Raw genomic sequence first — 21,158 nt, forward strand, 5'->3', positions numbered from 1 at the left:
CTTCTGACGGTCCACCGCCGTGACGGAGCCAGTTCGCCAGGAGCTGGCTCGAAATCCGCAGTGCCTGGCTGTTCTCGCCCGCTTCGATTCCAGGGGTCTACCTTTTCGGGACGCGCACGATCAGGGCGGTGCCCTGGCCGCCGCCGCCGCACAGAGCGGCCGCGCCGATACCGCCGCCGCGGCGCTGCAACTCCAGCGCCAGATGCAGTGCGATACGTGCGCCGGACATTCCCAGCGGATGCCCGATCGCGATGGCACCACCGTTGACGTTGACCTTGTCCTCATCGATGCCGAGCTCACGGGTCGAGGCAATACCGACCGCGGCGAAGGCCCCGTTGATCTCGATCAGATCGAGGTCTTTCGGGTCGATTCCTTCCTTGGCGCACGCCACGGCGATCGCCCGGGCCGGCTGGGACTGCAGCGACGAATCGGGGCCGGCAACCACACCGTGTGCACCGATCTCCGCAATCCATTCGAGTCCGAGGCTCTCGGCCTTGGCCTTGCTCATCACGATCACAGCAGCAGCACCGTCGTTGATCGTCGACGCGTTACCCGCGGTGATGGTGCCGGTCTTCGAGAAGGCCGGACGGAGCTTCGCGAGTGTGTCGGTGGTGGTGTCGGCGCGGATGCCTTCGTCGTGAGCGAAGACGATCGGATCGCCCTTGCGCTGTGGAATCTCCACTGGAACGACCTCATCGTCGAAGACACCGTTCTTCCACGCCGTCGCCGAACGGCGATGGGAGGCAGCCGCGAAGGCGTCCTGCTCCTCACGAGTGCTCGCAACTGCACCCTGGTTGCGAGCGTCGGTGAGCCCGCCCATTGATTGGTCGGTGAAGATGTCGTACAGGCCGTCGTACGCGAGATGGTCTTTCATCGTCACGTCGCCGTACTTGAAGCCTGCGCGGGATTTTTCGAGCATGTGAGGTGCCTGCGTCATCGACTCCTGGCCGCCTGCGACGACGATCTCGAACTCGCCTGCGCGGATGAGCTGATCAGCCAGCGCGATGGCGTCGATACCCGACAGGCACACTTTGTTGATCGTCAGTGCCGGAACATTCATCGGGATCCCGGCGGCGACGGCGGCCTGCCGTGCAGGGATCTGGCCGGCACCTGCGGTGAGGACCTGGCCCATGATGACGTATTCGACGAGCTCGGGTGCGACTCCAGACTTCTCCAGTGCGCCCTTGATCGCGATACCGCCGAGGTCGGAACCCGAGAAGTCCTTCAACGATCCGGCCAATCGCCCGACCGGGGTTCTCGCTCCGGCAACGATGACAGACGTGGTCATGACAGTTCCACTTTCAATTCGGTTCCGGTAGCTGCTTCGACCTGCTCGGTGGTGACGCCGGGTGCGAGTTCGGCGAGTGCGAGGGTTCCGTCGCCGACGACGTCGATGACGGCGAGGTTGGTGATGATGCGATCGACGACGCCTTGGCCGGTGAGCGGGAGGGTGCAGGCGTCGAGGATCTTCGGGTTGCCGTCGCGGTCGGTGTGTTCCATGACGACGATGACCCGGCGGGCGCCGTGTACGAGGTCCATTGCGCCGCCCATGCCTTTGACCATCTTGCCGGGCACCATCCAGTTGGCGAGGTCACCGGTTCTCGAGACCTGCATGCCGCCGAGGACGGCGGTGTCGATGTGGCCGCCGCGGATCATGCCGAAGCTCAGCGACGAATCGAAGTACGCGGCACCGGGATCGACGGTGACTGTTTCCTTGCCGGCGTTGATGAGGTTGGCGTCGACCTTGTCCTCGGTGGGGTAGGGCCCGGTGCCCAGGATGCCGTTCTCCGAGTGCAGGGTGACCTCGACCTTGTCGGTGAGGTATCCCGGGATGAGTGTCGGTAGCCCGATACCGAGGTTGACGTATTCCCCGTCGATCATCTCCGCGGCGGCGCGTTCGGCCATCTGCTCGCGGGTCCATCCTGTGCTCATGCTCGAACTCCTGAACTGACGGTGCGCTTTTCGATGCGTTTGTCCTGTGGCCCGGTGTGTACGAGGCGTTGGACGAACACGCCGGGGAGGTGGACCTGTGCTGGATCGATCTCGCCGGGCTCGACGAGGTTCTCGACCTGCGCGATGGTGATCTTGCCGGCCATTGCGGCGAGGGGGTTGAAGTTCATGGCGGTCTTGTCGAACACGAGATTGCCTGCAGTGTCGCCTGTCTCGGCGTGCACGAGTGCGAAGTCGGCGTTGATCGATTCTTCGAGGACGTAGCGTTTGTTGCCGAACACTCGAGTTTCCTTGGGCGGCGATGCGATCGAGACGGATCCGTCGGTGTGGTAGCGCCACGGCATTCCGCCGTCGGCGATGGGGCTGCCGACTCCGGCGGGGGTGAAGAAGGCGGGGATTCCGTTGCCTCCGGCGCGCAGGCGTTCGGCGAGGGTGCCCTGTGGGGTGAGTTCGACTTCGAGTTCGCCGGCGAGGTACTGGCGGGCGAATTCTTTGTTCTCACCGACGTAGGAGGCGGTGACTCGGCGAATGCGGCCGGCGGCCAGGAGGATTCCGAGTCCGTAGCCGTCGACGCCGCAGTTGTTGGAGAATACTTCGAGTTCGGTGGCGTCGGTGTTTGCGATGGCCTCGATGAGGGCGTCGGGGATACCGCACAGCCCGAAGCCGCCGACCGCGATGGTCGCCCCTCGGCCGATGTCCGCGACCGCCTCGGCAGCCGACTTCCACACTTTTTCGGTCATGATTCTTGTCCTGCCCGTTCATTGTGCGACCACACGCCGCATCTCGAACAGAGAACTACACCTTTAGCTTTCGGTAAAGGGTCTCGCCTGAAGTGCTCACAGGATGGCCAATCCAAGGCAGACCGTCCATTCAGTGAACGCAAGCGCGCAAACAGAACGAGAAGTGCGAACAGAGGGAGTTCACCGAGGAATGGGGGTCGATCGTCCCCATCCACGTTGCTGACCGAGATGCTCGAGCAGAGGCTGGATTCGGTAGTGCAGCGGCGTGGTCAAGGCGAGAGTTGTGCTCGAGTGCGAAACGCCCTGCACCAATACCACCTTTTGGATCAGGTCCTGTAGCTCGGCCTGTGTTGTGGTGGCGACACGAACCAGCAAATCTTCCCGGCCCGTCGTGGCGTGGATTTCGAGTACTTCGGGCATCGATGTGAGTGCATCGACCACGGACTGCAGCCTGCCTTGCTGCAACTCCAACGCCATGAACGCCTGCACTGCGATTCCGACCTCGGCCAAGTCGATGTCCGGCCGGAAGCCGGCCAGATAGTGCTCCTCGATCATGCGGCTCAGCCGCGCTTGGACGGTGTTGCGCGCTACTCCGAGAGTGGACGCCAGTTCCATGATGCCCATCCGCGCGTTGCGTGAGAGGGCACCGAGCAACTCGATGTCGAGCCGGTCGATGTTGAGCATTTGGTCCAACTCCAAACGTGATCGTCGTTACTGACTGAACGATATGAATAGTTGTAGTGCAATCTGTTGATCGATCGAGCGTACAGATGCAGTCTTAGCGAAGAAAATGCAGTGTTGCTTCCGCGTCAGATGCACCGATTGGATTCACCTCATGACACAGGTCGAAGAATTACGGACCGTTCCCCGCGCTGTCGACCTCGATGATCGCTACCGAATCACGTCCGGTCCTGTGCTGATGACAGGGGTGCAGGCAATTGCGCGGCAGTTGGTCGAACAGCACGAGCGTGATCGCCGGGCCGGCAGGAGTATTGCGACGTTCGTCTCGGGCTACCAGGGGAGCCCCTTGGCCGGTCTCGATCGTCTTCTGGCCGGGATTCCGGAGTTGAAGAAGGAGCACGACGTCCGTCTGGTGCCCGGCATGAACGAGGAATTGGCCGCCACGTCGGTGTGGGGCAGTCAGATGGAATTGCCGAAAGGCCAACGCACACACGACGGTATCGTCGGGGTCTGGTACGGGAAAGGCCCCGGACTCGACCGAGCGAGCGATTCGCTTCGTCACGGCACCATGTACGGTGCTCACCCAGCGGGGGGCGTGCTCGTGCTCGTCGGGGACGACCCAGCAGCGAAGTCGTCCAGTGTTCCCGCGGCGAGCGAAAAGTCCCTGGCCGCGTTGGGGATGCCGATCTTCTTTCCGCGTAACGCCGAGGAAGTGATCGCCTTCGGCCTGCTCGGTGTGGAGTTGTCGCGGGTGTCCGGGTGCTGGTCGTCGATGAAGCTCGTTGCCGATGTCGCGGACGGTATCTGGACGATGGACCGAGACTTTGCGGACTTCACCATTGAGCGGCCCGAGATCGAATGGGAGGGTCGGCCGTGGAGCTACCGGCAACGCATTCTCGCTTCCCCGCCTGACAGCCTGCTCGCGGAGGCCGACATGTACGGCCCGCGCTGGGAGATGGTGCGCCGGTTCAACGAAGCGAACGACATCGACAGCATCGATATCGATCCGAAGCACGCGCGGCTGGGCATCGTGGCAGTCGGAACCGCCTACGACAGCGTCCGTCAAGCTCTCGACGAACTGGAGCTCGATTCCGCGCGGCTGTTCGATCTCGGCATCCGTGTCATGCGTATCGGCATGCCTTTCCCGTTGGGCGAGAAAAAGATTCGGCAGTTCACCGACGGCCTGGACACGGTCATGGTCGTCGAGGACAAAACGGCGTTCGTCGAAACGCAGGTCAAAGAAATACTGTACGGATCGACCGGTGCCCCTCGTGTCGTCGGTAAACAGGATTCGGACCGCAAGGCCCTCGTGCCGTCGGACGGGGAGCTCACCGCCGCACGACTGGTACGTCCGCTGCGCCGGATTCTCGCCGGGTATGCCGACCTGCCGAAACCGCCACTTCCTGTGCTGGATCTGACCGTGTTGCCCGCCAAGCGGGCGCCGTACTTCTGCTCGGGGTGCCCGCACAACCGGTCCACCGCGGTACCAGAAGGGTCTCTCGCCGGCGGCGGCATCGGCTGTCACACCCTCGTCACGATGTCCGCGCGGACCGATTCACAGGTGACAGGGCTGACCCAGATGGGCGGGGAGGGCGCGCAGTGGATCGGTCAGTCCGCCTTCACCGACGTCGACCACATCTTCCAGAACGTAGGCGACGGAACCTATTTCCACTCGGGCCAACTCGCAGTGCAAGCCTGCATTGCTGCCGGGGTGAACATCACCTACAAGATCCTCTACAACTCCGCTGTCGCCATGACCGGAGCCCAAGACGCCGAAGCCGGACTCACCGTTCCGGAACTGACCCACAAACTCGTCTCCGAAGGCGTCCGCAAAATCATCATCTGCGCCGACGAACCCGAACGTCACCGCGGTGCCTCCCTCGCTGCCGGGACGACGCTGTGGGGACGTGAACGTCTCGACGAAGCTCAGCGCATTCTGCGCGATACACCCGGTGTCACCGTGCTGATCTACGACCAGCAATGTGCCGCCGAAGCGCGTCGGAAGCGCAAGCGCGGCAACCTCCCCGCACGCCGCACTCGTGTGGTGATCAACGAGGCCGTCTGCGAAGGGTGCGGCGACTGTGGCGTCAAGAGCAACTGCCTGTCGGTGCAACCGATCGACACCGAATTCGGGCGCAAGACCACCATCGACCAGAGCTCGTGCAACACCGACTACTCCTGCCTCGAAGGCGATTGCCCCTCGTTCGTGACCGTCGAAATCCCCGAGGGCACCAAGCCTGCACGCACCGCGGTTCCCGAGGCTCCGTCCCTACCTGAACCGAAACGGGCTGCGCTGACCGGAACTCACAACCTGTTCTTGGCTGGAATCGGCGGCACCGGGATCGTGACGGTCAACCAGGTACTCGGTATGGCGGCGCTACGCGCGGGTCTTCATGTCGAGGGACTGGACCAAACCGGTTTGAGTCAGAAGGCCGGCCCCGTCACTTCACACCTGCGGCTCTCGACCGAACGCACTGAAGCGTCGAACCGCATCAGCCCATCCTCGGCCGACTGCATCCTCGCTTTCGATCTCCTGACCGCTGCCGACGTCAAGAACGTCGGCTACGGCCATGCCGACCGCACCGTCACGATTGCCTCTACCAGCAAAACCCCGACCGGGGACATGGTCTACGACCCGTCGGTTCAGTACCCTGCCGACGACGATCTCACCGGCCGCCTTGCGTCGCGGTCCGCGCACATCTACGCCTTCGACGCTCTCGCCGCATCGGACATTCTCTTCGGCAACACCGCCGCCGCCAATTTCATCCTCGTCGGTGCCGCTTACCAAGCCGGCGGTCTGCCGATTCCGTCGGAATCGATCGAAGAGGCAATCACCATCAACGGGGTTGCCGTGGCGTCGAACATCGCTGCGTTCCGTTGGGGCCGCACTCACGTGGCCGAGCCGAAGATCTTCTCGGACGCGGTGACACCGACCGTTGCGGCGACCCGCAGCGACACCGAAGTTCCCGCCGACCTGCTCGAAGGTCTGACTATCGAGGGAGACACGCTCGAATTGGTGAAACGGCGTGCAGCGCAGTTGATGTCGTATCAAGGCAGAGGTCATGCGCGCCGATACCTGTCCACACTCCAGTCGGTGTGGGACGCCGATCGATCGATCGGTGTCGGAACTCAGTTCACTGACGCGGTAGCGCACGGGCTGCACAAGCTGATGGCGTACAAGGACGAGTACGAGGTCGCGCGGATGCTCACCGACCCCGCATTCGTTGCATCGGTCGCCGCCGAGGTCCCCCGCGGAGAGAAATTGACCTACAAACTGCACCCGCCGGCATTGAAAGCTCTGGGCCGCAAGAAGAAGATCGGCATGGGCCCCAGGAGTCACGTAGCGCTGAAGCTCCTCGCCCGAGGCCAGTTCCTGCGCGGCACGCCGTTCGATCCGTTCGGTTACGCCAAAGTCCGCCGCATCGAACGCACCTTGCTTGCGCACTACGAGAGAACCGTGCACGAGCTGACTGCAGCACTATCGACTGAGAACTACAGCACAGCAGTCGAGTTCGCGCAGACAGCTGACCTCATCCGAGGCTACGAGGACGTGAAGATGCGCAATATCGCTGTTTACCTCGGCGCACTGAGAAGGCTTGGCATCGACGCACCTTCCCTCGGGTCGAACTAGAGGAACGCCGCCTCTCGGTTCGATCTACGCCAATCACAACATGTCCTTGCTATCGACCGAATCGATCAGAATTCAGGAGCGCAATCATGACCATCGACGTCGTCGATCACACTCTTCTCCCCACTGTCTCAGGTGTTTTCGACCGACCGGACTTCGCCGATGATTCACCCCACGAGCAGGTGGTGTTCTGCCAGGACAAGGAAACCGGACTGAAGGCGATCATCGGGATTCACTCGACCGCCCTCGGCCCCGCCCTGGGAGGCACGCGCTTCTTTCCGTATCGCGACGAGAATGCGGCGTTGACCGATGCACTCCGCCTCTCCCGCGGCATGACCTACAAGGCGGCGGCTGCCGGGCTGCGACTCGGCGGGGGTAAGGCCGTTCTCATCGGCGACCCGGGCTTGGTCAAGACCCCGGCCCTGCTCGAAGCGTACGGGCGTTTCGTCGACACGCTGGGTGGTCGCTACATCACCGCGGGCGACGTCGGAACTACCTCCGACGACATGGACATCATCGGACGCTCGACCGACCACGTCGTTGCCCGCACCCCCGCAGCCGGAGGATCCGGCGACAGCGCCCCCCTCACCGCCCGAGGGGTCTTCTATTCCATTCTTGCTGCCGCAGAATCGATCTGGGGATCTCCGGATCTGACCGGACGGCGAGTGGGGGTCGAAGGGACAGGCAAGGTCGGATACAACCTCATCGCGCTGCTCGCCGAGGCCGGGGCAACCATAATTGCCTCGGATGTCAATGCCGCCGCTCTGCAACGTGTCACAGCCGACTTTCCACGTGTGGCCATCGCTGAGACAGTAATCGACAAGGACATCGACATCTACGCTCCGTGCGCCATGGGCGCCACACTCACCGACACCACCGTGCGCATTTTGAATGCAGCCGTGGTGTGCGGAGCGGCGAACAACCAGCTCGCACAACCGGTTGTCGAAGAAATGCTTCGTGACAGGGGCGTCGTCTGGGTTCCGGACTTCGTCTCCAACAGTGGTGGCCTCATCCAGGTGGCCGGTGAGATCGAGAACAAGCCCCGCCACGAGGTCGTGGAGCAAGTCGAACACATCGGCGCTACCGTCACGAGCATCCTCGGACGCCAACATGATCAGGGAATCCTGGCCGGTCAAGCGGCGGATGCCATTGTCCGTGAGCGCCTGGGTGATGCGAGTCGCGTGCGCCGATGAGGTGACTCGGGGTACCGATCGCGCGGCGTGAAGGCGAAATTGGTCGACGATGGGTGAGTTACTGCGAGACGGCAGTAAGATACCAGGGAGCGTTTCTGATATCTCAAGGAGTGGAAATATGCGTCTATCCGCACTCGCATTCTCTGAACGCGTGAAGGCTCGCATCGACAGGGGCGAGGATCTCGTCCCGGTTCGCGGTGTGCCCGTGCTTCCCATGCCGCAGCATGTCGTGGACGCAGTCAGCGTCGCTGCTGCACAACCGCATGCGCGAGCGACCAGAGGTACGCCCGCGCTACGGGAGGCCATCGCCCATACCCTCCGAAGCACGCATTCGATGACGGTCGATCCCGAATCCGAAGTGCTGGTCACACACGGCGCTCAGCACGGGATGAGCGTCGCGCTCCGAGCACTCGTCGCGCCTGGTGACTCGGTGATCGTGCCGACCCCGACCTACTTCTTCGATGGAATGCTCAGGTCGGCCGGTGCGCAGCCGAAGTACGTTGCCACGTCCTCATCGGATGGATGGTCGATCGACCCGGCGGCGATCCGAGATGCGATAGACGGCACCACGCGAGCGATTCTGCTGTGCAATCCCAACAATCCGACGGGCAACACTCCAACGGTAGAGGTGCTCCGCGCGATCGTCGACATCGCCGAGCAGCACGATCTCTACGTGCTGTCCGACGAGTCCTACGAGCGCTACGTGCACTCCGGTCCCGGTTACGTTCCGCTTCGTAGTCTCGCCGACAGCACGACACCCGCGACCGATCGGATCGTCACCGTCACGAGCCTGAGCAAGAACTATGCGTTCACCAACTGGCGGGTGGGGTACGTACACGCCGCCGCCCCGACGCTGACGAAGATTCATTCTGCTTTCGAGTGGGACGCAATCGACGTGGGGTCCGTCCCCCAGGCAGCCGCAGTGGCGGTGCTGAGCGGCCCGCAAGACTGGCTCGAGGTCGAGTTCGCGACGATGAAGCAGCGCCGAGACGAACTCGTCCGCGCCGTGGCTCGATTCGCAGTTCCCGCGGCAACCCCCGATGCGGGGGTGTTCCTGCTCGCCGACCTGTCGGCATCCGGGCTCACCGGTCGCGAACTCGAAGAATCGCTCCTCGACCACGGCATCACCGCGCTGTCGGGAGACGGATTCCATGCGCCGGCCGGCCACGTCCGACTGCTCTACGGTGCCGACATCGACTCGGTCTCTGCACTCGGCGAGCGAGTCGGTGCATTCCTCACATCAGGCGAGGTCGGTCAATTGCGGTAGCAGAATCGGGGTCGACGTCACCGCGTGACTCGTCGTGAGTGCGTCGACGATCTCGCGTCGCGCGGACAGCGTCCGGCGTCGCATGGCCGACCGTGCCGCCTCGGGGTCTCGCGCGACAATGGCATCGACGATCGCTTTTCGCTCGTCGATGCGCGAGGGGGGCATCGACGGCGACAACCGCACGGCCAACCGCACGATGCGTTCGATCTCGTCGAAGACGTCGACGATGCTCGCGGTGAGTCGCTCGTTTCCACACCCGTTCGCGACGATGGACTCGGACTCGTAATTTTCACGAAGACGCCCGTCGAGATGCGGGCCGCCCAGCTCTCCGTACCCGTCGTCGACACTCAGTTCGATCAGGCGATCCAGGCGATCCGACGGCAACCCCCTGGCCGCGGTGAGTGCGGCAGCCTCACCTTGCAGGAGGGTGCGCATGTCGCACAGGTCGGCCGCATCCCCGAGAGTGATCGGCGAGACGACGTAACCCGCTCGCGGCAGCGGTGTGACGAGGCCGTCCCTGTGCAGGCGCGCAAGCGCTTCACGCACCGGCGTCTTGCTCAAGCCGAGTGCGCCGGCGACATCGGACTCGGTGAAGTTCTGCCCGGGTGGGCGTACCAGCTCGATGATGTCTCGCTTGAGCGAGAGGTACGCGCGATCCATCATCGAACCGTGCCCGTCTCTCGGATGCAATATCGCCGGCTCGTATCTCATGACACCCATCTTCTGTTCATCGGTCGACCATGTTTCACACAAGGTACAACTCCTCGAAGCGTGTGACATCCAGGTGAAAGATATCAATTCGTCTTGTTGATATCTTTCAAGCGGTCTAAGGTAGCTATGACGCAGGACACACTGCGCTCCCCGAGGCTCGTACGCCTGGCGCCCAAGCCGCCGATCCGTCCGAGCGCACGACGCCAACACAGTGGTGTCCACCCGATCAGGAGAACCATGAAACAGCCAGACCCGCAGAACTTTCCCGGAGGCTCGGCCGCCACCTGGCGCATCGGTGCCGATATCGGAGGCACCTTCACCGACGTCATCGCGCTCGGCCCCGACTCGCAAATCGTGCCGATGAAAGTCCTGTCGACACCGCCGGATTTCGGAACCGGCGTCATCGACGGTGTTGCCCGCGCCATGGACGCGGCCCAGATCGAGGCGGCCGACATCGATGCCATCCTGCATGCGACGACGGTTGCCACCAACGCCATCCTCGAGATGGGCGGTGCCCGTACAGCATTGGTCACCACCGCGGGATTTCGCGACGTGCTCGAACTAGGACGACTGCGACGGCCGCTGCTCTACGACTTGTCGTGGCGCAAACCCACTCCACTCGCGCCTCGCCGTTATCGATACGAGCTGGATCAGCGCATACAGGCTGACGGCGACGTCACTCGCGAGGTCGATGCCGAAGAGCTGAACGAACTGGCCGCGCGGCTTCGTTCCGACGGAATCGAAGCTGTCGCCGTCTGCCTTCTTCATTCGCACGTCGCGCCCGCACAGGAACGCGCTGTCGCCGACCGCCTGCGCGAACTATTGCCCGGCGTGTACGTCACTGCGTCGGTGGACATCTCGCCAGAACCGGGAGAGTTCGAGCGCAGCAGCACCGCAGTGGTCAACTCCTACGTCGGCCCCGTCGTCCACGACTACGTGACCACTCTGGCCGCCTCTCTGCTCGAGCGTGGTATCGACGCACCGTTCTCCATCATGCAGTCCTCGGGAGGACTGCTCGACGCCTCGTCCGTCGTCGAGCGACCCGTCCAGATCATCGAATCCGGGCCCGCAGCCGGAGTCATCGCCGTACAGAAGCTCGCTCAGCTGCTCGAACTCGACAATGTAGTCGCCTTCGACATGGGCGGAACCACAGCAAAAGCATCGCTCATCGAGAACGGTGAACCATTCGTTGCCAACGACTACGAGGTCGGCGGCGGCATGAACATCACGCGCAGTATGAGCAAAGGGGCGGGCTATGCCGTTCGGGTCCCGTCCATCGACATCGCCGAGGTCGGAGCGGGCGGCGGCAGCATCATCGACGTCGACGCCGCCGGTGCGCTCCACGTCGGCCCGAGCTCTGCAGGCTCCCGACCAGGACCGGCGTGCTACGGCCAGGGAGGGGATCGGCCCACGTTGACCGACGCGAACGTCGTTCTCGGATACCTCAATCCGAGTTCCATTGCCGGAGGAAGGGTGACGATTCAACCCACGCTCGCGGAGAAGGTGCTCGGTGTCGTCGCCGAGCGCATCGACAGCGATGCCGCATCCACCGCACGCGGTGCGTACGACGTCGCGATCTCGAGTATGACCAAAGCAGTCAAGGCCGTGACCAGCGAGCGTGGCCGCGATCCCCGCGATGCAACGATGGTCGCATTCGGTGGTGCGGGACCGCTCTACGGTGCGAGTCTCGCCCGCGAGCTCGGCATCGACACCGTCGTTGTCCCCGTGCACACCGGCCTGTTCAGCAGCCTCGGACTGTTGGTCGCGGACAGCGAACATCAGGTGGTCACCCCTTACCGCGACGAACTCGAGTCGCTCACCGAACTCGCGTCCGTGTTCGACGAGATGTCGGCTGCTGTGCGCGCTCATCTGGGTGAAGGGGACATCGAGCTGGAGCGCATCTTCGACATGCGCTACCACGGACAGCGTTTCGATCTGCGAATCACGCTGCCAGCAGGCCCGCTCGATACCGCATTCACGGAGGCACGTCACAGGTTCCACGCCGAGCACCTCAAGACCTACGGCCGGTCGGGATCGGACGCCCTCGTCGAGATCGTCAACGTTCGAGTCCGGGGATTCGTCCGCAGCGCAGTCACGATCGACCGTGCACTCGGCCTCCCGGACACCACCGATCCCGGAGAACGCAGCTGGCGTACTTGCTACTTCGGGGCACCGGTCGAAACGCCGGTCGTCACAAGGGCGCACCTGAGCGCCACTGCCGAGCCTGGACCTCTCGTCGTCGAGGACATGGATTCGACGACGCTGGTCCCACCCGGCGCCACGGCGCGACTCGACACCTACGGCAACATTGTCATCAGCTGGAAGAAAGAGATCGGCGCATGAGTAACAACACACTTCGCGATGCAGCGACATTCGAGGTCTTCCGTAACGCGATCTCCGGGCTGGCAGATGAAATGGCGATCACCATCCTTCGCACCGCCCACTCGCAGATCGTCGCATCCAGCATGGACTTCTCGGCGGCACTGTGCGACGCGAGGGGTCGGATTGTCGCGCAGGCCAACACATGTCCCGTTCACCTCGGGTCGATACCAGATGCCATGGCGGCGATCATGGACGCATTCGGCGACTCGATCACCGACGGTGACGTGTACATCCTCAACGATCCCGATCTCGGTGGCATGCATTTGCCCGACATCTTCGCGGTTGCACCGACATTCGCTCACGGATCGCTGGTCGGATTCGCCGTCACCGTCGTCAACCACACCGACGTCGGGGGTTGGGCAGCCGGCTCGATGGCCGTGCAGTCGACCTCGATCTTCGCCGAAGGAGTCCAGATTCCGCCGTCGAGGTTGGTGTCGGCCGGTGCAACGAACACCACGTTCCTGGATCTGATTCTGCGCAACGTACGTGAACCGGAACTGCTTCGAGGCGATCTCGAATCGCAGCTCGCGGCCTGCCACGCAGGCGGCGTCGGATTGCAGGGGCTTGCCGACAAGTACGGGCGCGACGAGTTCGACCTGCTCGTCGACGAATTGCTCGACTATTCGGAGACGCTGGTGCGCAGCCAACTCGACCGAGCACCCAACGGTCACTACACGTTCGAGGATCAGATCGATGACGACGGTCTAGGGTCCGACCCGATCCCGTTCGTCGTTGCCGTCACCATCGACGGAACAGACATCACGTTCGACTTCACGGGGTCCTCGCCTCAGGTGGCGTCAGCGCTGAACGCCACGGCCTCGTTCACCCGATCCGCCTGCTACGCCTCGTTGCAGGGGGCTCTCGGATCGGACATTCCTGCCAACAGTGGTTTCTACCGCCCGTTCACCTTCGTCATTCCCGAGGCCTCGATTCTGTCCGGACAACGGCCCGCCGCGCGCGGAGCCCGGGGGCTCGTCGCGTACCGCGTCATCGACACCGTGTTGGGGGCTCTCGCGCCTGCTTTTCCAGATCGTGTACCCGCAGCAGGCGACGGTGGACCGAACTCCGTGGCGGTCGGCATCACAGAGGCCGACGGCCGATCGGTGATCCTGTGGGACATCCTCTGCGGATCGTGGGGTGCAACTCCGACCGGTGACGGCAACGACGGAATCAGTCCACTCGGGGCGAACCTGGCGAACACGCCGATCGAAGAGCTCGAGCAATCCGGCCACATCCGCATCCACGGATACGGGTATCTGCCGGACTCCGGTGGCCCGGGCGCGTTCCGCGGCGGCGTCTCCACCTACCGCGATATGACAGTGCTACACGACGGAGCGACAGTGCAGATCCGTTCCGATCGACGTTTGAGTGTTCCCTACGGACTGGACGGCGGCGGTACTGGTGCCCCGTCTCAGAACGTTCTCGGATTCGGTACCGAATCCGAGCAGCTACTCCCTGCCAAACCTCACCTGACGGTCTCCGCCGGCAGCAAGCATCGGCAAGTCACCGCCGGTGGCGGCGGATACGGAAATCCCTATGCGCGTGACCCACAGCGCGTCCTCGACGACGTGATCGACGGGAAAGTGACCGTCGCCGGTGCTCTTCGTGACTATGGCGTCGCCATCGATGCCGATGCGCTCACCGTCCTCGTCGACGCCACTCGAGACGCCAGAACGAAGCCACTCAGCTCGACCTCCTCTTCCCATGGAAGGCCACTGTCATGACCGAAACCACTCCCGCACCCGTGCCACTCGACGAGGAGATCGAACGTCGGCTGTGGCGCAAGATCGCCGTCAGGATCATCCCGCTCGTCGGCGTCGCCTACGTCATCAGTTACATCGACCGCGCAAACCTGGGATACATCGCGAAACCGATGACTGCGGATCTTGGAATGACAACAGCGCAGCTCGGTCTCGCCGCAGGATTGTTCTTCCTCGGCTACATCCTGGTCGAAGTTCCGAGCAACATGATGCTGCGCCGATTCGGCGCACGAATCTGGATAAGTCGAATCATCGTCTCGTGGGGAATCGTCACCGCACTCACCGGTGCAGTCCATTCCGCCACCCAGCTCTACATCGCGCGCGTAATCCTCGGTTTCGCCGAAGCAGGCCTTGCCGCGGGCATACTGCTGTTCCTGACGTTCTGGTTCCCCAAGAAACAACGGGCATGGGCGATGTCTGCGTTCTTCCTTGCCATTCCCCTGTCCAGCATCATCGGTGCACCGATCGCTGCAGCCTTGCTGAAATGGGGCGAGTCGCTGCTGGGCATCGCCGGTTGGCGTTCGCTGTTCGTCGTCGAGGGACTTCTCACAGTCCTCGTCGGTATCGTCATTTTCCTCTTCCTTCCCGATCGACCCACCAATGCCAAATGGCTGACCGACGACGAGAAGAACCACATCGAAGGCATTCTCGAAGCGGAGGCTGCCACGCAGACGACACACGGTGGACTCACAGGAATGCGCGAAGCTCTCACCAACAAACGGACCTGGGCGCTCGCCGTCTCCTTCTTCGCGATAGTGTTCGGTCTCTATCCACTGGCGTTCTTCCTTCCGACGATGATCGAGAACCTTTCGAGCACAATCGGTTCAGCAGCGAACGTCTCGAGCGTTCTGCTTGCGGCGATCCCATCGGTAGCCGCGATCGTCGTCATGATCTTGTGGTCTCGCATAGCGAGCAAGCGGTCAGCGGTGTTCTCGACGACGGTACCCATGGCATTCGGTGTCCTCGGCCTGATCGGCGCGACAACAACACAGAACGGGCCGCTGTTCATCGTGGCTGTCTGCGTGAGCATCTCCGGCATCTACACCGCGATGCCGCAGTTCTGGCGCATCCCGGCCATGTCGATGACCGGTGCTGCGGCAGCAGCAGGAATCGCATTGATCAACTCTGTCAGCAACTTGAGCGGTTTCATCGGGCCCTACGCCACCGGAGCAATCGAAACAGCAACGGGCAGTTACACCTACGCGTTGTTGGCCATCGCGGCCGTCATGGTCGGGGGTATCGTGATCTTGTTGACCGTAGGACGCCGAGCCGAGGCCCTGGGGTCGCGGACCGCCGCCGAAGATCAGTCCATGCAACCGTGACGCAGCCTGTGCGCATGATCGTGAACCCTTGTGAAAGGACCCTCTCGTGACGAGAACCGCATTGATCGTGGGGGACGTCCAATCCGGGATCACCCAGAACTTCCCGTTTGCCGCACCCGTCGTTCCGGTACTCGAAACCGTGGTGCCTGCAGCCCGGCGCGCAGGAGTGCACATCGTGCACCTGCGTGCCGGGCTGCGGTCCAACGGATCCGACGTCCATCCGAACAACACTCTGTTCACACAGTTCCACGGCATGGGGGAGTTGTTCCATGACACCTCGGATGCGACGCTCACCGATTCGAGGTTGGCGCCCGGACCACAGGACAGCGTGGTCCTCAAACGCCGAACCAGCGGCTTCGCATCCACCGACCTCGACCTCGTGCTCCGGAGCAATGCCATCGACGAAGTCGTGGTGTGCGGCGTCGCGACCTCGGCGGTGGTGGCGGCGACGGTGTACGCGGCGAGCGACCTGGACTACCGCGTGAGCGTGCTGTCGGACGCGTGCGCCGACGCGGAGAAGGATGTGCACGAGTTCCTTCTGACGCGGCTCTTTCCTGCACGCGGGGTGGCGGTGTACCCGTCGTCGGAGTGGCTGGCGATGCTGCACAGGCCGACGCCGGACGGTGCGAGTGCCCGGTGACGAAGAGGTTGCTGCGACTACTGCATCTGACGAGGACATGTCCGTGCAGACAGTGACCACTGTCGTATCAAGGCGAATCCACTCAGGTCGGCACGATGCATTCATCGCATGGACGAGCACCGGCCTCGCGGAGGCCAACCAGTTCGACGGTTTCCTCGGTGGCGGTTGGCTGCGGTCGGACGGGCATTCGGACATCGCACATGTCGTCTACCGATTCGACACACAGCGTCATCTCGACACATGGCTGGAAAGCAATGAGCGTCGGGTGTGGTTGCAGCACAACTCCGAATTCGTCGAAGCCGCAGAGACCAGACATCTCACCGGAGTCGAGGGGTGGTTCGACGGTCTCAGTTTGCCTGCTGAGACGTCGGCGCCTCCAGTACCGAGGTGGAAGCAAACGACAGTGGTGTGGTTGGGCTTCTTCCCGGTGAGCCTGTTGCTCAACCACATTCTCGGGCCGCATCTCGTCGAATGGTCGACACTTGCTCGCACACTCTTGGTAACCACGCTCTGCACACCGTTCATGACTTACGTGGTGTTGCCGTTCCTCACCGCGCGGCTGTCGTTCTGGCTTGCGCGGTGAGGAGGCATGACACCAGACCGAGGCCGAACCGCTCCGGATGGACAGGCTACGAACATCACGTGGAGGGCGCACTGACCTCACTCCGCAGCAATTCTCGGCACAACTCAGTGCCTTGGATGCTGTATTCGTTGCCATCCATGCACCGCCGGCAAAGCCGAACTGCTCGACCTGGGCCGGCGGCAGAACCCGGCACTGCCGCCTCTCGCGGCCGTCCTGGTCGGCTTATTCCGCCATTCCACTTTCTCAGCGGCGGGTGATCAGCGCTGCCGAGCAACGATCAGTCGAGCGTTCATCTGGACTTCGCCCTTCGCTCTCCGGCCCTCATTCGGGTCCAAGACCGTGACCTGCAGAGCCTCCCGGAGTCCGCTCGCCGCAGGGTCCGTCGCATGAAGCGCGAATACGTCGAGTTGTGGGTGACGACCTTGTGTACCTGCAACGCCTAGCTCTCTTGGACCGACGCACGTACTCAGGCGCATGCGGTGTTCGGACTCATGAACTCGACACCGTACAGCGCTGGTCGCGTTTCCTTCTCGAATACTCGAATAGTGCTGCATCACATGGTTATAGGCGCACTCAACGCCAGCGATTGAGGCAAGGGCAACTGATGCCGCGAACGACCCCAAGACCAAGTAATGAGAACAGAGGTGGTGCGGTCGACGACCGCACCACCCCCGCGCTCGGTGTCGAGAGCCCCAGTCTGGTGTGTCCAGGTTTCTGCCATCGGTCAGGTCGTGCACGCTGGGCGGCCAGTAAGCCGCCTGCTGTTCCCATACTTGTAAACCCCGGTTGTAGAGATGGTGGGCGCTGCTCGCAGCGCGCTTCGGGCTCGAGACTGGGACGGTTCAGGCGCTCAGGGGCCAGAGCCATTCGGCTTCGAGGTCACCCTCGACGAGGTCGGGCAGTGCGCCGAAATAGATTTGCATGAACGGCTGCTGGAGGTGCCGAGCAATGTCAGCGCCCGTCGACCATCGTTCATAAAAGGCAAAGGCACCCGGCTGCTGTGTCGCGTTGTGCACTGAATATTGCTCGTATCCCTGCTCGGCGCGCACTTCGGGGATGATGGATCGGATCAGGTTTGCCAGTTCCTGTTCTTTGCCCGCTTTGGCGCGAGCGAAGCCGTAGACCGCCACGGGGGTTGTCGATGCCAACACATCGGCGGGAACGAGGCCATCGGGAACGGTGTTTTCGGGCGTGCTCATCAGCGCTTCTTTCGTCGGTGCCGAAGCTGAGAGCTTCTGGCTCTCATCAACGCTAAATCCGCTGTAGGCATGGTTCAATGGCCGTAGAGGCCAATTCAATACCCCAAAGAACCACAAGTCCGTTTGCCTGAGCGTTTCGGTGGAAGATCGCTACGCTGGAAGTTGTGGACGTTCTCTCTGAAGTGTTGTCGGTCTCTTCGGTCCGGGGCAGTGCAGGCGCTCGGATAGCTGCCGCCGGCGACTGGGGCGTGGAGTGGGTGGGCGACCGCGATGCCGTCGTTTATGCCGTCACCGCCGGCGTGGCCTACCTCATGACCGAAGACGATGAACCGCGACTCTTGATGCCCGGCGACGTCGTAATGCTCCCTCAGGGCTCGGCTCACGCGCTGGTAAGCGCGCCGTCAGCTACCGTGCACTCCTGCGACAACGCGGCCGCCAGTCGTGCTCGACTCCGAGGCGAGGTGCTGAAGCTGGGGGACGGCGAAGTGCAGACCCAAATTCTCGGCGCCTCGTTCACTTACGATCCAGCGGCCACACGTCGCATCTTCGGGCTCTTGCCTGAGGTAATCCATTTCCGGGCACAGCAGCTCGGTGCGAGCGCGACCGATGTCGTCAAGCTCCTCGGCAGAGAGTTGTCCGCGCCGGGGCCTGCAACCGACCTTCTCCTGGATCGGCTGGTCGACGTCCTTCTCGTGGAGGTCCTGCGGGCCTGGTTCTCCACCCAGTCGGAAGCGGACGCGTCCTGGTGGGGCGTTTTTCGCGATCCGCTGCTCTATGCGGCCGTGACGAAACTCCACGAAGCGCCTGGTTTCCCCTGGACAGCCGATTCTCTGTCGCGCGAAGTGTCGACGTCCAAGCAGACATTGATGCGGCGATTCGCCGTGTTCGCCGGAACCACTCCCGGTAGGTACCTCACTGAGTGGCGGATGAACCTCGCTGCCGTTCGTCTGCGCGATACAGACGACTCTCTCGACACGATCGCAACCGACATCGGCTACACCACCGTGTACGCCTTCAGTCGCGCCTTCCGCCGTGAACGGCAAATCCCGCCCGGCCAATACCGAATGCGGTCACGGGCCGACGTCGATTCCCTCCGGGTGTGACGTCGTCACATCGTGTTCCGGGAAGACGGCGTCCCCACCGACATCACCAACTTCGCCCTCCTCTTCGGTGACTGCCACCGTCTGAACCGCAACCACGGATGGACCTCACGGGCGGCGACGACGTCCACGCACGCGGCGATTGATGTGCCGAGGGGATTCCCAAGTGCTGAATGTCGACGCCGCGGGTTGTAGAGACCTTCGATGTGCTTGCTCAGGGCATCACCTTCCACTGATTGCCCGAATGTCTGTACGAAGCTGAGGCATCTTCACCGGACGTTCATCACGATTGACCCCGTACTACCCGTGACCGCAAGCAGTACCGAGTGAAGGCAGCCGCGGATGAGCGCTGTCATCAACACTTACTCAACACTTTCGGGGTTTGTTCGGGTGAACCCATGTGAACCGCGGCGAACTCTCGACTTCCCGAAACTGCACCTCAGCGTGTATCTACGAGACCACCACGGTCCGTTGAATCCTTCGAGCTACTACCAGGAGGTTAGGGGTTCGAATCCCTTCGGGCGTACAGAAGAAGAAGACCCGAACTGCAGCGATGCGGTTCGGGGCTTTTTCGTTGCACACCGGCATCTCGGCCGGTTCGACACGCACTCAACGCATTCGTCCGATGTCGGCACGACAAGTCGTGAGTGCGGACCGAAACGACGGCAGTGGGCTGGGCCGATCTGTATCGACAGCCCTGACGCGAGCGTTCGTACTGCTACGCTGGCGCGGCGCTGGGGAGGGCGTGACGGCACTGCCGGGGGGAATATCTGTGCTTGCGGGTCGATCTCGACGCGTTGTGGGCGGCGCTGACGGCCACCGCCGATTCGGTGGGGTCGTTGGATCCGGTAGCTCCGATTGTGGCCGCGGCCGATGCGATGCCGAATTCCGCGTTCGGTTGTGTTGCCCGGTCCGCTGCGATTGCGCCCCTCGCTTCCAGCCACGAGGCCACGAGGCCGTGGCGCTCATGGCGAGGGTCATGACAAGTGCAGGAAATGTCGAATGACTGTTGAGACCGTCCGGGGCACGACGAGAACACCCCTCGCGATCGCACTGACGTGTGTGCTTCTCACCGTCGGGTGCTCGCAGAACGGAGCAGATGTGGACAGCACATTGACACAGGAGCAAGCACAGGCTCGGACCGTCGGGGTGCTGGGACGGTCACTATCGGTGTTGCGGGAAGGTGCGCGACTGGATGTCGATGATCCGGACTTCCCTCAATCGAGTCTTCCCACAGGAGGATTCGCACCCTGCTACACAGACAACACGATCGTCGACGGGCCGCATCGTTTCAGTGCCGGCTACTGGGTGGTTCTCGGCGGCGAAGGTCGACATGATCTGGACCTATTGCTGTCCAGCTGGGCCGAGTGGGGTTGGACGGTCGAGGATGCCAGCAAGGACGGAGGTACCTCGGCGACCGCGCGGACACCCGATCAGTATGTGGTCGATGCGCTGCTGAGCACGGACGGAGGGTTGAGCTTGGGAGGGTCCTCGCCGTGCTTCGAGATCGAGGCCGGACAGACCCCTCCGCGCGCTGTCGCTCCTCTGGTGATCGAACAACGATGACCAGCCGGTCCGAGGCTGACGTCGAAGAGATCCCTGTGAAAGTCGCTCGCGTCCATCGATCCCTGACGCTCCTACGAGGTGCGGCCACCTCGAGGGACGGCGAGTTGACGATCGAGGTCTTCATCGATGGCCGGATCACCAAGATGGTTGTTTCGCAATGGTTTTCGCAGGCCAGTCCGGATGATGCCTCCGCCGCGATCGCCCGCACCCACAGCGAAGCACTGGCCGACGCAGAAGCGGCGGCAGCGGAAATCCGGCGCGAACTCACCGACGACTGTCGAGTGGCCAGAATCGTGGATCGAGTAGCGACCGAACGGCCGTCGGACGATGCTGGGAACAACCGGGACGATGACCGAAAGTCCATCTACGACAGGTGGTAACGAGCCCGATGGAACACCTGCGGCCGAGCTGACGTCGTCTGTCACGCCGCGGGATA

The 21,158-nt window shown here is 62.8% G+C and carries 17 protein-coding genes and 1 pseudogene; 12 read left to right on the forward strand and 6 right to left on the reverse strand.

Translation table 11 applies throughout. The features are described from left to right. Positions 1-97: 97 nt before the first annotated feature. The 4 genes from RHODMAR_RS05610 to RHODMAR_RS05625 all read right to left on the reverse strand — a co-directional run bounded on the left by RHODMAR_RS05610 (position 98) and on the right by RHODMAR_RS05625 (position 3,374). Positions 98-1,288 (reverse strand): acetyl-CoA C-acetyltransferase, encoded by a 1,191-nt coding sequence (locus RHODMAR_RS05610; RefSeq protein ID WP_008712210.1) that lies wholly within the window; start codon positions 1,286-1,288, stop codon positions 98-100. Next, a complete protein-coding gene (locus RHODMAR_RS05615; protein ID WP_008712213.1) occupies positions 1,285-1,932 on the reverse strand; it encodes a 3-oxoacid CoA-transferase subunit B in 648 nt (215 codons plus the stop codon). The genes RHODMAR_RS05610 and RHODMAR_RS05615 overlap by 4 nt, the downstream gene beginning before the upstream one ends. Then, on the reverse strand, positions 1,929-2,690 hold the full coding sequence (locus tag RHODMAR_RS05620; protein ID WP_008712216.1) for a CoA transferase subunit A: 762 nt from the start codon (positions 2,688-2,690) through the stop codon (positions 1,929-1,931). The genes RHODMAR_RS05615 and RHODMAR_RS05620 overlap by 4 nt, the downstream gene beginning before the upstream one ends. Positions 2,691-2,870: 180 nt before the next feature. Then, the gene (locus RHODMAR_RS05625; RefSeq protein WP_008712217.1) at positions 2,871-3,374 is read right to left on the reverse strand and encodes an Lrp/AsnC family transcriptional regulator; all 504 of its coding nucleotides are present in this window, start codon (positions 3,372-3,374) and stop codon (positions 2,871-2,873) included. Positions 3,375-3,525: 151 nt separating this feature from the next. Here RHODMAR_RS05625 and RHODMAR_RS05630 point away from each other — a divergent pair, with 151 nt between their 5' ends. The 3 genes from RHODMAR_RS05630 to RHODMAR_RS05640 all read left to right on the forward strand — a co-directional run bounded on the left by RHODMAR_RS05630 (position 3,526) and on the right by RHODMAR_RS05640 (position 9,459). Continuing rightward, entirely contained in the window at positions 3,526-7,002 is a 3,477-nt protein-coding gene (locus tag RHODMAR_RS05630; protein WP_042938135.1) for an indolepyruvate ferredoxin oxidoreductase family protein, read from the forward strand. 86 nt (positions 7,003-7,088) lie between these two features. Next, entirely contained in the window at positions 7,089-8,192 is a 1,104-nt protein-coding gene (locus RHODMAR_RS05635; RefSeq protein ID WP_008712221.1) for a Glu/Leu/Phe/Val family dehydrogenase, read from the forward strand. Positions 8,193-8,310: 118 nt separating this feature from the next. Further along, entirely contained in the window at positions 8,311-9,459 is a 1,149-nt protein-coding gene (locus RHODMAR_RS05640; RefSeq protein ID WP_008712223.1) for a pyridoxal phosphate-dependent aminotransferase, read from the forward strand. Here the strand turns inward: RHODMAR_RS05640 and RHODMAR_RS05645 are convergent. Then, positions 9,433-10,170 carry a GntR family transcriptional regulator gene (locus RHODMAR_RS05645; protein WP_008712225.1) on the reverse strand — a complete coding sequence of 246 codons (738 nt, stop codon included), beginning with the start codon at positions 10,168-10,170 and terminating at the stop codon, positions 9,433-9,435. The two genes, RHODMAR_RS05640 and RHODMAR_RS05645, sit on opposite strands and share 27 nt — an antisense overlap. Positions 10,171-10,407: 237 nt before the next feature. Here RHODMAR_RS05645 and RHODMAR_RS05650 point away from each other — a divergent pair, with 237 nt between their 5' ends. From RHODMAR_RS05650 to RHODMAR_RS28940, 6 genes and pseudogenes are all read left to right on the forward strand, one after another. Further along, positions 10,408-12,513: a hydantoinase/oxoprolinase family protein gene (locus RHODMAR_RS05650; protein ID WP_008712228.1), complete on the forward strand. Its 2,106-nt coding sequence runs from the start codon at positions 10,408-10,410 to the stop codon at positions 12,511-12,513. Then, positions 12,510-14,276, forward strand: coding sequence for a hydantoinase B/oxoprolinase family protein (locus RHODMAR_RS05655; RefSeq protein ID WP_008712230.1), 1,767 nt, complete (start codon positions 12,510-12,512; stop codon positions 14,274-14,276). The genes RHODMAR_RS05650 and RHODMAR_RS05655 overlap by 4 nt, the downstream gene beginning before the upstream one ends. Beyond that, positions 14,273-15,634, forward strand: coding sequence for an MFS transporter (locus RHODMAR_RS05660; RefSeq protein ID WP_008712233.1), 1,362 nt, complete (start codon positions 14,273-14,275; stop codon positions 15,632-15,634). The genes RHODMAR_RS05655 and RHODMAR_RS05660 overlap by 4 nt, the downstream gene beginning before the upstream one ends. Positions 15,635-15,680: 46 nt before the next feature. Next, positions 15,681-16,274, forward strand: a complete 594-nt coding sequence (locus RHODMAR_RS05665) for a cysteine hydrolase family protein (RefSeq protein WP_042938137.1) — start codon at positions 15,681-15,683, stop codon at positions 16,272-16,274. 37 nt (positions 16,275-16,311) lie between these two features. Beyond that, on the forward strand, positions 16,312-16,857 hold the full coding sequence (locus RHODMAR_RS05670) for an antibiotic biosynthesis monooxygenase (RefSeq protein ID WP_008712237.1): 546 nt from the start codon (positions 16,312-16,314) through the stop codon (positions 16,855-16,857). A gap of 290 nt (positions 16,858-17,147) precedes the next feature. After that, positions 17,148-17,447, forward strand: a pseudogene (locus RHODMAR_RS28940) (TetR/AcrR family transcriptional regulator); the annotation flags it as partial. Positions 17,448-17,699: 252 nt separating this feature from the next. On the opposite strand, the gene RHODMAR_RS05675 reads toward RHODMAR_RS28940, so the two are convergent. Then, positions 17,700-18,134: a putative quinol monooxygenase gene (locus tag RHODMAR_RS05675; RefSeq protein ID WP_232433588.1), complete on the reverse strand. Its 435-nt coding sequence runs from the start codon at positions 18,132-18,134 to the stop codon at positions 17,700-17,702. An 86-nt stretch (positions 18,135-18,220) separates the two neighbouring features. Between RHODMAR_RS05675 and RHODMAR_RS05680 the strand changes: the two genes are divergently transcribed. From RHODMAR_RS05680 to RHODMAR_RS05690, 3 genes are all read left to right on the forward strand, one after another. Then, positions 18,221-19,159 (forward strand): AraC family transcriptional regulator, encoded by a 939-nt coding sequence (locus RHODMAR_RS05680; protein WP_008712240.1) that lies wholly within the window; start codon positions 18,221-18,223, stop codon positions 19,157-19,159. Between the two features lie 999 nt (positions 19,160-20,158). Then, on the forward strand, positions 20,159-20,722 hold the full coding sequence (locus tag RHODMAR_RS26890) for a hypothetical protein (RefSeq protein ID WP_008712242.1): 564 nt from the start codon (positions 20,159-20,161) through the stop codon (positions 20,720-20,722). After that, positions 20,719-21,102 (forward strand): hypothetical protein, encoded by a 384-nt coding sequence (locus RHODMAR_RS05690; protein WP_008712243.1) that lies wholly within the window; start codon positions 20,719-20,721, stop codon positions 21,100-21,102. The genes RHODMAR_RS26890 and RHODMAR_RS05690 overlap by 4 nt, the downstream gene beginning before the upstream one ends. The last annotated feature ends 56 nt before the right edge of the window (positions 21,103-21,158 follow it).

This window comes from Rhodococcus sp. AW25M09, assembly GCF_000333955.1.
GTDB lineage: Bacteria > Actinomycetota > Actinomycetes > Mycobacteriales > Mycobacteriaceae > Rhodococcoides.